Source organism: Enterococcus sp. AZ196 (assembly GCF_050498845.1).
GTDB classification, from domain to species: domain Bacteria; phylum Bacillota; class Bacilli; order Lactobacillales; family Enterococcaceae; genus Enterococcus_A; species Enterococcus_A murrayae.
The window spans coordinates 677,744-690,496 of record NZ_JBIPAM010000001.1 but is presented as its reverse complement, the minus strand read 5'-3'; the positions used below and the strand labels follow the sequence as shown (position 1 = coordinate 690,496).

The window sequence follows — 12,753 nt, the reverse complement described above, 5'->3', positions numbered from 1 at the left end:
TATTTTTTTGAAAAGAGGGGACCATTTGGGAATTGTTGAACAAATTATTTTTTTAATTTTTATTGTCAATGCCGCAGGTGCGATTATTACTGTTTTTCGTAAGCCGCGGAATATTACAACGATCTGGGCCTGGTTATTGACCCTGATTTTTTTACCTGTGATCGGATTTTTGATCTATGCTTTCTGCGGTCGAGGGATCGATGGCGAAACTATGTATCGGTTTGAACAAGAGGATGAGCAGCGAGTGAAAGAGATCAATGAAATCATCCAAGAGGACAACCGCCATGTTGAGCATAATGAGCCGGATCAACTGTACCCAGCTGCAAAATCCTTGGTGAAGTACTTCCAGAACTTAGATGAATCACCAGTAGCAGTTCGCAATGATTTGACGTTTTTCTTAGATGGAACGGATAAATTTGAGCGTTTGTTTGAGGATCTCAGGAATGCGCAAAGCACGATTCATGTAGAATACTATGCGTTTTTTAATGATCGCATCGGGAATCGTTTTATGCGGATTTTAGAAGAAAAGGCTGCCCAGAATGTAGAAGTTAAAATGATCTATGATCCATGGGGCTCGCCTAAAACAAACAAAAGGTTTTTTGAAACGCTGATCAAAAGTGGCGGAAAGGTTACTCCTTTTATTACATCGAAAAATATTTTGGCGAAAACCCGCTTGAATTATCACTTGCACCGTAAAATCGTAGTAATCGATGGGCAGATCAGCTGGACTGGCGGCTTCAATGTTGGGGATCAATACCTTGGCGAATCGAAGCGTTTCGGCCGATGGCGTGATACTCACGGTCGGATCGAAGGGACTGCGAGCTTTACTCTGCAGGAGATTTTTATTCGCGACTGGAATGCTTCAGTAGCCAATAAAGCAGATCGCATGAGCTATTTGCCAGAATACTTTGTTTTGCCGCAGAAAGAAATTGAAAAAGGTGTCGCGATGCAAATCGTGGCAGACGGACCAGACTCCAGTGAACAAATCATCAAGGATGGCTTTGTCCGTTTGATCTTAGCTGCGGAAAAGAGCGTTTGGATTCAAAGCCCTTATCTTGTGCCAGATGAAACGATGATCTCAGCTATCCTGATTGCAGTACGCTCCGGAATCGATGTTCGAATTATGATCCCGAATATGCCTGATCATCCATTCATTTATCGGGCAACGCAATATTACGCTAATTATTTGCATCAACGCGGAGTAAAAATTTATCACTATGCCGACGGCTTTATTCATTCTAAAACGATCGTGGTGGATGATGAGCTGGCTACCTTTGGTTCGACCAATCAGGATATTCGCAGCTACGAGCTGAACTTCGAAGTCAGCAGCTTCATCTATGACCCGGAGATCGCACAAGTATTCCGTAAGATTTTTGAAGATGACATGAAGGAATGTATTGAATTAACTGATGAAATGATCGCGAATCAATCACACTGGTTGAACTTCAAACAGCGTTTTTCTCGCTTGTTATCACCAGTATTATAAATTTTTTCGCAAACCTTGGCGGGCAAGATTGTCCGCTCCTTTATTTTTAGCTTCTGGAATCCATTGCAGCACTAAAAGCGGAAACTGCGGAGCTAATTCATTAAACTCTGATAAATATGGCTGGAAGAGCTTGTTTTTTGTTTGGCCTTGGTCTAAAATTTTTATTGCGGTTTTACTATCGGAATAAAGCAAAACAGTGTGATCATTTAGCTTATGATCGATCAAATAGCGCAGAGCATAGAGAATCACAGCCAGCTCTGCTTGATGATTGTTGTTTTCTGCTATTGGAATTGAAAGCTGCTGCTGCTCTTCAGAAATAATTAAGATGCCGCCGCCGCTTTTTTCCAGGTTTGTTGCGGCATCAGTATAAACTTTTAACATAATGACCATCCTTTTTAGAGTAGGAGTATACGAATGAAGAAAAAACGCTATTTTTGGCAGCCAGAGTTATCGATCAGTATTATTTACTGGTCACTGACTTTTATTGTCCTTTTTTATGGCTTAATTTTGACCTTGGAAAAAACGCATCCGTATTTTCAAGGGAATCTCATTATCGGAATATCGATCGTGTTTGCTGTCGTTGGCCTTCATCGGTATCTTATTTTGGAGGACGCAGGAATAAAGGTGCGTTACGCTCGACTTTCGAGACGTGAGACGCTTCTTCGCGAGCATATTGACTATTTGGCCCTTTGCAAAGATGGGGTTATTATCCAGCGAAAAGGGCTAAGCGGAGCAACCTTTCATTTTGCTATGCGGCGAAAAAGAAAAGAAACCTTTGTAAAAGATTTTGCTGCCTTTTATCCTGAAATTGAAATCAAAGAAAACGAAAAGATCAGCCGTGACTGATCTTTTCGTTTTTTACGAGTCCAACACCTCAGCGGATTCACCAAGGAAGAAAGCTTTAGCTGGATCGTATGCCTAACGATAAGCTAAACTATTTTTACGTTTTTCTAGCTGGCAGCCAGCTTTTTCACATGAGCTGCCTGCATGCCGCGGGCACCTTCAACAATTACAAACTCAACCTCGTCACCAGGATCTAAAGTTTTGAATCCATCATTCTCAATAGCGGTGAAATGTACAAAAACCTCTTGATTTTCTTCATAGGTAATAAAGCCATACCCTTTTTTCTCATCAAACCATTTAACAATGCCACTATTCATCACGCAACACCCCTTTGCAATTGCTGGTTTTATTATACGTGAAGGAAACAAAAATTGCGAATCAATAAGATTACCGAATCTAAGTGGTGTTTTTCTCAAGATAATTCGTTATAATAGGTAGGAACGAATAAAAAAGTGTGTTTTTCTGAATAACGTTCGGGAAAGGGAGTTTTTATGAAAACTGATATCGAAATATCTCAAGCGGCGACTTTAGCACCAATTACAGAAGTTGCAGAAAAAATCAACTTAACTTTTGACGATCTGGAATTACATGGGAAATATAAAGCAAAGATCGAATTTGATGCTTTAGAAAAAATGAAAAAGAATCCAGAAGGAAAATTGATTCTGGTAACGTCTATCAATCCAACTCCGGCAGGCGAAGGAAAATCAACCGTAACGATTGGTTTAGGCGACGCCTTAAATAAAATCGGCAAGAAGACAGTGATCGCTTTGCGTGAGCCTTCATTAGGACCAGTGATGGGCATTAAAGGCGGCGCAACTGGCGGCGGATTCGCACAAGTGTTACCGATGGAGGACATCAATCTGCATTTTACTGGAGATATGCATGCGATCACAACAGCGAATAATGCGCTATCGGCTCTGCTGGATAATCATCTTCATCAAGGAAACGAGCTGAAGATCGATGCTCGTCGAGTTATCTGGAAACGAGTGGTGGATTTGAACGACCGCGAGCTTCGTCACATTACCGTTGGATTGGGCGGGCCAATCAATGGCGTCCCACGTGAAGACGGCTTTGATATTACAGTCGCTAGTGAAATTATGGCAATCTTGTGTCTGGCGACAGACATCGAGGACTTAAAACGCCGTCTGTCGAATATCGTTGTAGCCTATACCTTTGATCGCGAGCCGGTAACGGTTGGTGATTTGAGAGTAGAGGGAGCATTAGCGCTTGTTCTTAAGGATGCGATTAAGCCGAATCTGGTTCAAACGATTTATCAAACACCGGCCTTTGTTCACGGTGGACCGTTTGCGAACATCGCTCACGGCTGCAACAGTATTTTAGCTACGCGAGCTGCTTTGCATTGCGGCGATTACGTAGTGACTGAGGCGGGCTTCGGAGCTGATCTTGGCGGTGAAAAGTTCCTAGATATCAAAGTACCAAGTCTAGGAAAAGCACCAGATGCAGTCGTGATCGTTGCAACGATTCGCGCGTTGAAGATGCATGGCGGTGTTGCGAAGACTGATTTGAGCGCTGAAAATCTTGATGCTTTAAAGGAAGGCTTTAGTAATTTGGCAAAACATATTCGAAATATGCGTAAGTATGGATTGCCAGTCGTTGTCGCTATCAATGAATTTATCAGCGATACGGAAAAAGAAATTACCTTGTTGAAAGAGCTTTGCCAGCAAGAAGATGTAAAGGTTGAATTGGCCAGCGTTTGGGAAAAAGGACCAGACGGTGGAATCGACTTGGCAAAAACGCTGGTTGAGACGATCGCAGACGAAGAAGCGAGTTTCCATTCGATCTTCAATCGCGACCATGACGATCTAACGGAGAAGGTTGAAACGATTGTCCGTGAAATTTATGGCGGCAATGAAGTCATATATAGTAAAAAGGCACAGCAGCAGCTAGCTAGCTTTAAGAAATACGGTTGGGACCGCCTGCCTGTTTGTATGGCGAAAACCCAGTACTCCTTATCAGATGATCCAAGTAAACTAGGGGCACCGATTGATTTTGATGTAACGATTCGAGAATTTGTACCAAAAATCGGAGCTGGGTTTGTCGTGGCACTGACAGGTGACGTAATGACTATGCCGGGCTTGCCTAAAAAGCCGGCAGCTTTAAACATGAATGTCGACGAAAAGGGCAACGCGATCGGTTTATTCTAAAATGCGCAAAAAGAGGAAACACTCCTTCAATCGAGTGTTTCCTCTTTTTTTTGAATATTCTAAGCCGATTTCTGCATATTTTATCGAAAATATACAGAAATATTTATAAAAAACCATTGACTTGTATAAACACTCCACGTATAATCATCAGAAATAGTACCGTTCTAATCGTATTATTATTCAAATCCAAGGAGGGGTTAATATGAAAGTTTCGATTATCGGAGTGACGGGATACAGCGGGATTGAGCTAGTTCGACTCTTACTGCAGCATCCAAAAACAGAGATCGTCTCAATCCACAGTCATTCTCAAAACGGCAAGGAGATCGCTGAATACCTGCCGCATCTAAAGCAATTATTAGACCTTCCTTTAGAGCCGATCAACCCAGATGAAATCATGAAGCGAGCAGAGCTAGTCTTTTTTGCGACCCCTTCAGGAATATCTAAGGAGATCGCAACGGCTTTTGTGAAGGCAGATTTTCCAATTATCGACTTATCAGGTGATTTTCGATTAAAAGCGGATGGTCAATACGAAAAATGGTATAAAAATTCAAGTGCTCCTTTTGACTTTCTCCAGCATGCTCATTATGGACTAGCTGATTTTTATTCAAAGCCTGACTCAAAGCTGATCGCGAATCCCGGCTGTTACGCAACGGGCACCCTATTATCGCTGGCACCTTTAGTTGAGGAAGGGTTGATTGAGACAGATTCAATCATTGTCGACGCGAAATCAGGCTTATCGGGAGCAGGTAAAAACTTGTCTGAATCTAGTCATTTCGTGAATTGCAACGAAAATATGACGCTTTACAAGATGAATAGTCACCAGCATATTCCTGAGATTATGCAGCAATTGCAAAAATGGGATAAGACGATTCCGGCGATTCAATTTTCTACTTCATTGATTCCGGTCACACGAGGAATTTTTATCACAACTTATGCCAGAAGCAAAGAAAAGCTGACCCAAAAACAGATTTGGGATACCTATAGTCAATTTTATCGAGAAAAACCCTTTGTCCGAGTTCAGGATCAGCATGTGTATCCTAACCTGCGGCAAATCGTCGGTTCAAACTACTGTGATATCGGCGTGGCTTACAATGAAGTGACCAATATTATCACAGTGGTAACCGTGTTAGATAATTTGGTGAAGGGGGCAGCCGGGCAAGCGGTCCATAATTTGAATCATTTAGCGGGATGGCCGGAAACGACTGGCTTGAACCTTGTACCTATTTACCCATAAAAAATGTCGGAGTGTGAAACGTATGCAAATCATCGAAGGAACGATCGCCAGTCCCAAAGGCTTTTACGCCGCTGGCTTACATGCAGGTTTAAAGAAAGAAAAGAAAGATCTAGGAGTTATCTATTCAGAGGTGCCGGCTAATGCCGCAGCGGTTTATACGACCAATCAAGTAAAGGCAGCACCGATTTATGTCACGAAAGAAGCGATGACGGATCAGAAGCTTCAAGCAGTAGTAGTCAATTCTGGTGTAGCAAACGCTTGTACTGGAAAAATCGGGTTAGAAAACGCCAAAAAAATGCAGGCTCTCACAGGGGCACATTTGAAGATCGATAAAATGAGTGTAGCGGTCGCTTCTACTGGTGTCATCGGAAAACAACTGCCGATGGAAACAATCGAGGCTGGGATTAGTCAAATTGATCTGCAAAATCAATCCTCCTATGCATTTCATGAAGCGATCTTAACGACTGATACAGCAACCAAAGAAATCATAGTGACAGAAGAAATTAACGGACAAACAGTAACTATGGCTGGTGTTGCAAAGGGTTCTGGTATGATTCATCCCAACATGGCGACCATGCTGGCCTTTGTCACGACCGATGCGCAGATATCAGAGGAACTGCTGCAGGAGATTTTAGCTGACAAAACAGAAACGACGTACAATCAAATCACAGTCGATGGAGATACCTCAACCAATGACATGGTCTTAGTTCTTGCGAACGGCCTGGCGGAAAATCCGGTGATTGAGAAAAATACAGAGGCTTATGGAAAATTTGTTGCAATGTTCCAGTTAGTCAGTGAAACATTGGCAAAAATGATCGCAAAAGATGGCGAAGGCGCGACTAAGCTAATTGAAGTTCAGGTTGTCGGCGCACTCAATGAAACAGAAGCACGGTTGGTGGCGAAAAAGGTCGTTGGTTCCAGTTTGGTGAAAACGGCGATGTTCGGTGAAGATCCTAATTGGGGACGGATTATTTGTGCGGTAGGTTACGCCGGCTCACATACTGATCCAGAAAAAATCGATATGTGGATCGGCGATCAGCAATTGCTGAAGCATAGTCAGCCGCAGGAATTTGATGAGATCGCGATGAAGCAGACACTGGAAAAAGAAAAAATCTGTATCACCGTTGATTTGAATATCGGGACACAAAGCGGAAAAGCTTGGGGATGCGATCTAACGTACAAATACGTCGAAGTGAACGCCTTGTATCATACTTGATGACTAGAAATATAACCAGAAATGAAGGAGCAATGGATTATGGGGAAAATTGTTGTAAAAATCGGCGGAGTAGCGAGTGATAATCTAACAAAGAAATTTTTTGAACAGATCGAATCATGGCAAGCCTATGGTCATGAGATCATTATCGTCCACGGCGGCGGTTACTATATCACTGAAATGATGGAGCAGTTGAACATTCCGGTGACAATAAAAGAGGGCTTGCGTGTAACGACCGAACAGGCGTTGAAAATCACTCAAATGGTGTTGATCGGTCAGGTTCAGCCAGCTATTACCACCTTATTCCAGCAGCAGGGATTTGCAACGATTGGACTCAACGCTTCCAGCGACAATATGATTCAAGGAGAATTTATTGATCAGGAGAAATTAGGCTATGTCGGCGAAATCACAGAAATCAATCCTGCAGCTATCGAAAGCGTCCTGCATAAAAACTATATTCCGATCATCGCTCCGTTAGGCATGACTAGTTCGGGACAATGGTTAAACGTAAATGCAGATGACACAGCCTGCAAGATTGCCGAAGAGCTTGGTGCAGAGGCGTTGTACCTATTGACAGATGTACCAGGTGTGAAGCAAGCTGGTGAGTGGCTTGAAACTATCTCAATCGCTGAAGTAGCGCAGCTAAAAGCTGAAAAAGTGATCACAGGCGGGATGCTTCCTAAATTAGATAGTGCCATCAATGCTTTGGAAAACGGTGTCTCAGAGGTTCATATCACAAATTGCATTGAAAAGACAGGTACCGTTATAACAAAGGAGGGGGTCCTTGTATGAGCCATTTATTTCCGAATTATGCACGAGATGAAATCGATTTGGTTGACGGCTCAGGAAGCTATGTTTTCGATCAAAATGGAACAAAGTATTTGGATTTTATGAGCGGGATCGCAGTCAGCAATCTTGGGCATCACAATCCTCAAGTAATGCAGGCTTTAGCTGAACAAGCGAGCAAGATTTGGCACAGCTCTAATTTATATACGAACAATCTTCAAGAACTTGTAGCTGAAAAATTGATCATGGGCAAAGACTATCTGGCCTTTTTCTGTAATAGCGGGACCGAAGCCAATGAAGCGGCCATCAAATTAGCCCGAAAAGCAACCGGCCGCTCAAAAATATTGAGCTTCGAGCATTCCTTTCACGGCCGGACCTATGGCGCGCTGAGCGCGACAGGACAGCCAGCCTTGCAAGCCGGATTCTTTCCCATTGTCGCGGGCTTTGAGTACCTGCCATACAATCAGCTTGAGCCTTTAAAGCAGCAGCTGGATGAAAATGTCGCGGCAGTAATGCTGGAAGTGATTCAGGGAGAAGGCGGAATCATCCCGGCAGACAAAAAATGGCTTCAGGCAGTCGCAAAATTATGCAAAGAAAATGGCAGCCTGTTGATTATTGATGAGATTCAAACTGGAATGGGAAGAACAGGAACCTTTTTCGCCTTTGAAGCTTATCAAATCGAGCCAGATATCATCACACTTGCTAAAGCACTGGCTAATGGCATTCCAGTTGGTGCTATGCTGGGAAAAAAGGAATTGGCTGATGCTTTTGGACCAGGTTCCCACGGCACGACCTTCGGAGGAAACAATCTAGCAATGAGCGTAGCTGATACGGTAGTGAGTGAAATCAATCAGCCGGAATTTTTGGCAGCAGTCACGGAAAAAGGCAATTATTTGATGGAAGAATTAACAAAGGTGACAGAGGCTTCAGAAAAAGCAGTGGCTATTCGCGGCAAGGGGCTTATGCTGGGAATCGAACTGGATTCGGCTGAGACTCTGCAGCAAACGATTCAAGACTTGAAGGCAGAAAAATTATTAGCGATCAAGGCTGGGAGAAATGTCCTCAGGTTATTGCCGCCTTTGACGATCAGCCAAGAAGAACTAGCAGCTGGTGCTGAAATTATTCGATCGGTCCTGCTTGCATAGATTAAATTAATAGGATTTCGAATCAAAATACGTAAAAAATTCTTACTGTTTTTAAAAATAGTGAGGATTTTTTGCGTATTTTATTAAGAAAACCCAATAGTTCAAATAAAAGAAGAAATTATTTTGCTATTTTAAACCTTAATACCCCTTGCTAAATCAACGTTTCACCTACTACCGATCATTATATTTAATAACAAATTAACTTTTAGGGATGAAAGCGATTCAAAAAAGAGATATGGTTTATTCGTAACCATTATGTACGAATCATTATCAAGTAAGAAAATCAACGACAACAGTGGGATGCTGTTTGTCTTCAACGGCAACGCGCGCAGCAGTTGAAGATAAAGAGCGGATACTTTAACATATAGCCTATTTTATTAACTATGAAAGGAGGAAAAATGATGAACGAGCATTTATTGAATGAACGCCAGCTGTTTTGCCTAAAGCGTAAAACAATCGAAAAACGGGTCAATGAATACTTTCAATTAACAGGAGATATCAAGGAAGTTCTAGAAATTCTGCTTGTGCTGCAGGTACGAGAAGAGCTGACAGAAGACGACTTTTCACTCATGCTGAAGGGTCTTGTTCGGCATATTTTCTTGAAGATGAAGAGCAGCCGCCTTTTGCGCCGCTTCTATATTTTCTTTGAGGAATACTTTGACTCAAAGGAATGGAAATTACTGTCATTGAAATTATTTACCATAAAAACATTTGTTGCTGGAAAGCTGAAAAAACTGCAAAAGCTATTCAGCAGAATATCTTTGGAAGGATTAGTGGGCTCATGAAGCTGATTGGCGGCAGTATCTTTGAGCTAAAAATTTCCAATAAACAGGAAGAAAGGAGGAGGGCTTATTAAGAAGCTTAAAAAAACCAGATTGGCGTTAAAATTTGAAAAGAGCAACGGAAAGCTCCATCGCTTCAGCATAAGAAATCTAAATCAAGAACTTTCACCAGAGGCGATCAAAGCAGCCTTGGAAAAGCTAGCGATCGTTGACCTATTTGAAAAAGACGGTGTCGGTTCCTTCAAGAAAGCAGTTGGGGCAAAGCTGATCGAAACGACCGATACTATGTTCTACGATGAAAATGACGAGGAGCTAAATACTGCGGCCTTGCAAAGAGCTGCTGCTTTGAATCATGGAGCTGAAAAAAAGGAAGTCCTGATTCGAATACCGGAAGACCTTATCATTACAGCAGAAAGTCCGGAACCCGGGATCTTGATTCGGAAAATCGAGCTGCCGGCAGGAATCGATCCGCAAGATTTAGATGATGAGCAAACAGCTTCTTTGCTGAGCGCTTGCTTGCCTGAGAATCCGCAAATAGAAGACGCTTGGCTTGAGGATAATGTCTTTACGCTGATTGAAAGAATCGACCGTTAGATAATGATCGTCAGCGCACATTTTTTTAGAAGCAAAAGCAATTATTTAATCGAATAGCTGCTGATTCATAAATCCAATGTTGGTAGTCAGCAGGTATTCAGCAATAACTGGCCAGTTTATTGCGATTATTTTAATAGTGGTAATTTTTAAGCCTGCTGATTCAGCGGGCTATTTGGCATGAGGTCTTTTCAATAAGACATTCTTTTACATTCGACTCCCTGCGAACACCTACTTTTGCTTTTTCCTGTAGCTAAGACTTTCCTTGCTGCTTTTTTTCACTTATACTGGAGCTATCGCATTGGAATCTTTCTGTTTGTTTATGCGAAACGGAGATTTTCAAAGAAATCTTTTAGAAGGAGCAGCTGAATGGGAGAAAGGGCAGACATTTTTTTAAGCACATTTAATCGAATCGAAAAGGAATTGAAGCGTCAGTTGGGCAATCCTGTCAATATGAGCTTTAGCGAAGCGGTTCGCCGGCTGTCAAAGCGTCGCGACAACTTGATCGGTGAGAGTGAAAATGATTTGCTGCAGCTGGCACAGCTGAGAAATGCCATCGTTCATGATCAGGTGGCCGATGATTTTGTGATCGCGGAACCAAATGAGTGGGCGGTTGAGCGGATCAAACAGATTGAAGAAAATTTATTACGGCCAGAAAAAGTTCTGCCGCGTTTCGGGAAAAACGTGACCGGCTTTGAACGAGATCTGCCATTAGTCGAGCTCATGAAGATTATTACGGAAAAGCGCTTTTCTCAATTTCCGGTATATGACTCGGGAAAGTTCATGGGGCTGATCACTTTACGCACGATTGGTTTTTATTTTGCCCAGGCTAGTCTAAGCGGTTCAGTGAGTCTGAAAGGCCGGATCGCGGAGGATTTACTGCTGGCAAATGGAAAACGAGCCAATTTTAAATTTATTTCGAAGGATACGAAGGTTTCTGAAGTTGAAAAGATGTTCCAGACAGAAGCTGTCCTAGAAGCAATCCTAATCACCAAAGAGGGTAATTCAGACGGTAATCTGCTGGGGATCATCCGGCCGAGGGATATTTATAGTCAAGAAGGGGAGCAGTAAGCTTGTTAGTCATTTATTTATTACTAAGCGCAGGAATCATCGCGCTGGATCAGTGGTTCAAATGGTGGATCGTCAGCCAATACAATTTTGGCGACAGTCAGACGATCATTCCTAATATTTTATCATTGACGCATATTCGAAATACTGGCGGAGCCTTCAGTCTGTTTGAAGGTCAGCAGATCTTTTTTATTGTAATTACAATCGTAGCAGTCGTTGCGGTGATCTATTATTTAGTCAAACATTTACATGAGAGCAAGTGGCTGACCATCGGACTGAGTTTCTTTTTGGCTGGAGCTATCGGCAACTTTATCGATCGTTTTCGCTTAGGCTATGTGGTGGATATGTTTCGATTAGATTTTATCAATTTTCCAATTTTTAATATTGCGGATATGGCGCTGGTAGCTGGCGTAATCATGATTTTTATTTACATTCTATTAGATGAGAGAGACAAGAAAAATGGATAATCAAATTGAAATTATTATAAAAGCTGAAACAGGACGGATCGACAAGGCTTTGAACGAACGCTTGGCCGACTATTCTCGTTCACAAATTCAGCAATGGATCAAAGAACAATGTGTTTCAATCGACGGAAAGGTCGTTAAAGCGAATTACAAAGTCAGTGCTGGGGACAAGATTCTGATCGTGATCCCTGAACCAGAGGAATTAGATCTTGTACCGGAAAATCTGGAGCTGGACATTGTTTATGAAGATGAGGATGTAGTTGTAGTAAACAAACCTCAAGGAATGGTGGTGCATCCTTCCGCTGGGCATCCTAAGGGAACCTTGGTCAACGGTCTGCTGCATCAAATCAAAAATCTTTCCACGATCAATGACGTGGTTCGCCCTGGGATCGTGCATCGGATCGACAAGGACACATCCGGCCTTTTGATGGTAGCGAAAAATGACCGTGCCCATGAAGCATTAGCTAAACAGCTCAAAGACAAGACCTCTTTGAGAAAATATGTAGCGCTGGTTCATGGTGAGATACCTCATGAGAAGGGGCGAATCGAAGCACCGATCGGCCGTTCAAAGGTCAATCGTAAGATGCAGGCAGTTATTGAAAGCGGCAAAGAAGCTGTGACTCATTTTGAGGTATTGCAGCGCTTTGAAGACTATACCTTGATCGAACTGCAATTGGAAACCGGGCGGACGCATCAGATCAGAGTCCACATGCAATACATTGGCTACCCAGTAGCAGGCGACCCATTATATGGACCGAAGAAAACGTTAAAAGGCAACGGTCAGTTTCTGCATGCAAAATTATTAGGCTTTGAACATCCGACAACAGGCGAGATGATGGTCTTTGAAGCCCCGCTCCCAGAAATTTTCAAAAAAACTTTGCAGCAGTTAAAAGAAAAAGATTGATTTCTTAAATAAGGAATAGTATAGTGTCTTTAGTAAGAAATAAATAACTTAATAGTGATCCTTTAAGAGTAG

The 12,753-nt window shown here is 42.4% G+C and carries 14 protein-coding genes; 12 read left to right on the top strand and 2 right to left on the bottom strand.

What is annotated here, in order from left to right:
- The first annotated feature begins 25 nt into the window (after nt 1–25).
- Nucleotides 26–1,486 carry a cardiolipin synthase gene (gene cls, locus IGI67_RS03295; protein ID WP_429956744.1) on the top strand — a complete coding sequence of 487 codons (1,461 nt, stop codon included), beginning with the start codon at nt 26–28 and terminating at the stop codon, nt 1,484–1,486.
- On the opposite strand, the gene IGI67_RS03290 is transcribed toward cls, so the two are convergent.
- Entirely contained in the window at nt 1,481–1,867 is a 387-nt protein-coding gene (locus IGI67_RS03290; protein WP_429956743.1) for a ribonuclease HI family protein, read from the bottom strand. The genes cls and IGI67_RS03290 overlap by 6 nt on opposite strands.
- A gap of 33 nt (nt 1,868–1,900) precedes the next feature.
- Here IGI67_RS03290 and IGI67_RS03285 point away from each other — a divergent pair, with 33 nt between their 5' ends.
- Nucleotides 1,901–2,332, top strand: coding sequence for an EbsA family protein (locus IGI67_RS03285; RefSeq protein ID WP_429956742.1), 432 nt, complete (start codon nt 1,901–1,903; stop codon nt 2,330–2,332).
- Between the two features lie 104 nt (nt 2,333–2,436).
- Here IGI67_RS03285 and IGI67_RS03280 read toward each other — a convergent pair whose 3' ends face one another.
- Entirely contained in the window at nt 2,437–2,646 is a 210-nt protein-coding gene (locus IGI67_RS03280) for a cold shock domain-containing protein (RefSeq protein ID WP_429956741.1), read from the bottom strand.
- A 174-nt stretch (nt 2,647–2,820) separates the two neighbouring features.
- Between IGI67_RS03280 and IGI67_RS03275 the strand changes: the two genes are divergently transcribed.
- The 10 genes from IGI67_RS03275 (at nt 2,821) to IGI67_RS03230 (ending at nt 12,681) form a co-directional block, all read left to right on the top strand.
- Nucleotides 2,821–4,494, top strand: a complete 1,674-nt coding sequence (locus tag IGI67_RS03275) for a formate--tetrahydrofolate ligase (protein WP_429956740.1) — start codon at nt 2,821–2,823, stop codon at nt 4,492–4,494.
- A gap of 202 nt (nt 4,495–4,696) precedes the next feature.
- Nucleotides 4,697–5,728 (top strand): N-acetyl-gamma-glutamyl-phosphate reductase, encoded by a 1,032-nt coding sequence (gene argC / locus IGI67_RS03270; protein ID WP_429956739.1) that lies wholly within the window; start codon nt 4,697–4,699, stop codon nt 5,726–5,728.
- Nucleotides 5,729–5,750: 22 nt separating this feature from the next.
- Nucleotides 5,751–6,944: a bifunctional glutamate N-acetyltransferase/amino-acid acetyltransferase ArgJ gene (gene argJ / locus IGI67_RS03265; RefSeq protein ID WP_429956738.1), complete on the top strand. Its 1,194-nt coding sequence runs from the start codon at nt 5,751–5,753 to the stop codon at nt 6,942–6,944.
- A 39-nt stretch (nt 6,945–6,983) separates the two neighbouring features.
- A complete protein-coding gene (gene argB, locus IGI67_RS03260) occupies nt 6,984–7,733 on the top strand; it encodes an acetylglutamate kinase (RefSeq protein WP_207106487.1) in 750 nt (249 codons plus the stop codon).
- Complete coding sequence (locus IGI67_RS03255) at nt 7,730–8,872, top strand: acetylornithine transaminase (RefSeq protein WP_429956737.1); 1,143 nt, start codon at nt 7,730–7,732, stop codon at nt 8,870–8,872. The genes argB and IGI67_RS03255 overlap by 4 nt, the downstream gene beginning before the upstream one ends.
- A gap of 401 nt (nt 8,873–9,273) precedes the next feature.
- Nucleotides 9,274–9,657, top strand: a complete 384-nt coding sequence (locus IGI67_RS03250; protein WP_429956736.1) for a hypothetical protein — start codon at nt 9,274–9,276, stop codon at nt 9,655–9,657.
- 90 nt (nt 9,658–9,747) lie between these two features.
- Entirely contained in the window at nt 9,748–10,248 is a 501-nt protein-coding gene (locus IGI67_RS03245; protein WP_429956735.1) for a DUF2922 family protein, read from the top strand.
- Nucleotides 10,249–10,614: 366 nt separating this feature from the next.
- The gene (locus IGI67_RS03240; protein WP_207106484.1) at nt 10,615–11,316 is read left to right on the top strand and encodes a CBS domain-containing protein; all 702 of its coding nucleotides are present in this window, start codon (nt 10,615–10,617) and stop codon (nt 11,314–11,316) included.
- Between the two features lie 2 nt (nt 11,317–11,318).
- A complete protein-coding gene (gene lspA / locus IGI67_RS03235) occupies nt 11,319–11,780 on the top strand; it encodes a signal peptidase II (protein ID WP_429956734.1) in 462 nt (153 codons plus the stop codon).
- Nucleotides 11,773–12,681 carry an RluA family pseudouridine synthase gene (locus IGI67_RS03230; protein ID WP_429956733.1) on the top strand — a complete coding sequence of 303 codons (909 nt, stop codon included), beginning with the start codon at nt 11,773–11,775 and terminating at the stop codon, nt 12,679–12,681. Before lspA ends, IGI67_RS03230 begins: the two co-directional genes overlap by 8 nt.
- Nucleotides 12,682–12,753: the final 72 nt, after the last annotated feature.

Coding starts and splice junctions, on each gene's coding strand:
- IGI67_RS03290 (WP_429956743.1), bottom strand. CDS start 1,867: ATGTTAAAAGTTTATACTGATGCCGCAACAAACCTGGAAAAAAGCGGC.
- argJ (WP_429956738.1), top strand. CDS start 5,751: ATGCAAATCATCGAAGGAACGATCGCCAGTCCCAAAGGCTTTTACGCC.
- IGI67_RS03285 (WP_429956742.1), top strand. CDS start 1,901: ATGAAGAAAAAACGCTATTTTTGGCAGCCAGAGTTATCGATCAGTATT.
- IGI67_RS03240 (WP_207106484.1), top strand. CDS start 10,615: ATGGGAGAAAGGGCAGACATTTTTTTAAGCACATTTAATCGAATCGAA.
- argC (WP_429956739.1), top strand. CDS start 4,697: ATGAAAGTTTCGATTATCGGAGTGACGGGATACAGCGGGATTGAGCTA.
- argB (WP_207106487.1), top strand. CDS start 6,984: ATGGGGAAAATTGTTGTAAAAATCGGCGGAGTAGCGAGTGATAATCTA.
- IGI67_RS03280 (WP_429956741.1), bottom strand. CDS start 2,646: ATGAATAGTGGCATTGTTAAATGGTTTGATGAGAAAAAAGGGTATGGC.
- IGI67_RS03255 (WP_429956737.1), top strand. CDS start 7,730: ATGAGCCATTTATTTCCGAATTATGCACGAGATGAAATCGATTTGGTT.
- IGI67_RS03250 (WP_429956736.1), top strand. CDS start 9,274: ATGAACGAGCATTTATTGAATGAACGCCAGCTGTTTTGCCTAAAGCGT.
- IGI67_RS03230 (WP_429956733.1), top strand. CDS start 11,773: ATGGATAATCAAATTGAAATTATTATAAAAGCTGAAACAGGACGGATC.
- IGI67_RS03275 (WP_429956740.1), top strand. CDS start 2,821: ATGAAAACTGATATCGAAATATCTCAAGCGGCGACTTTAGCACCAATT.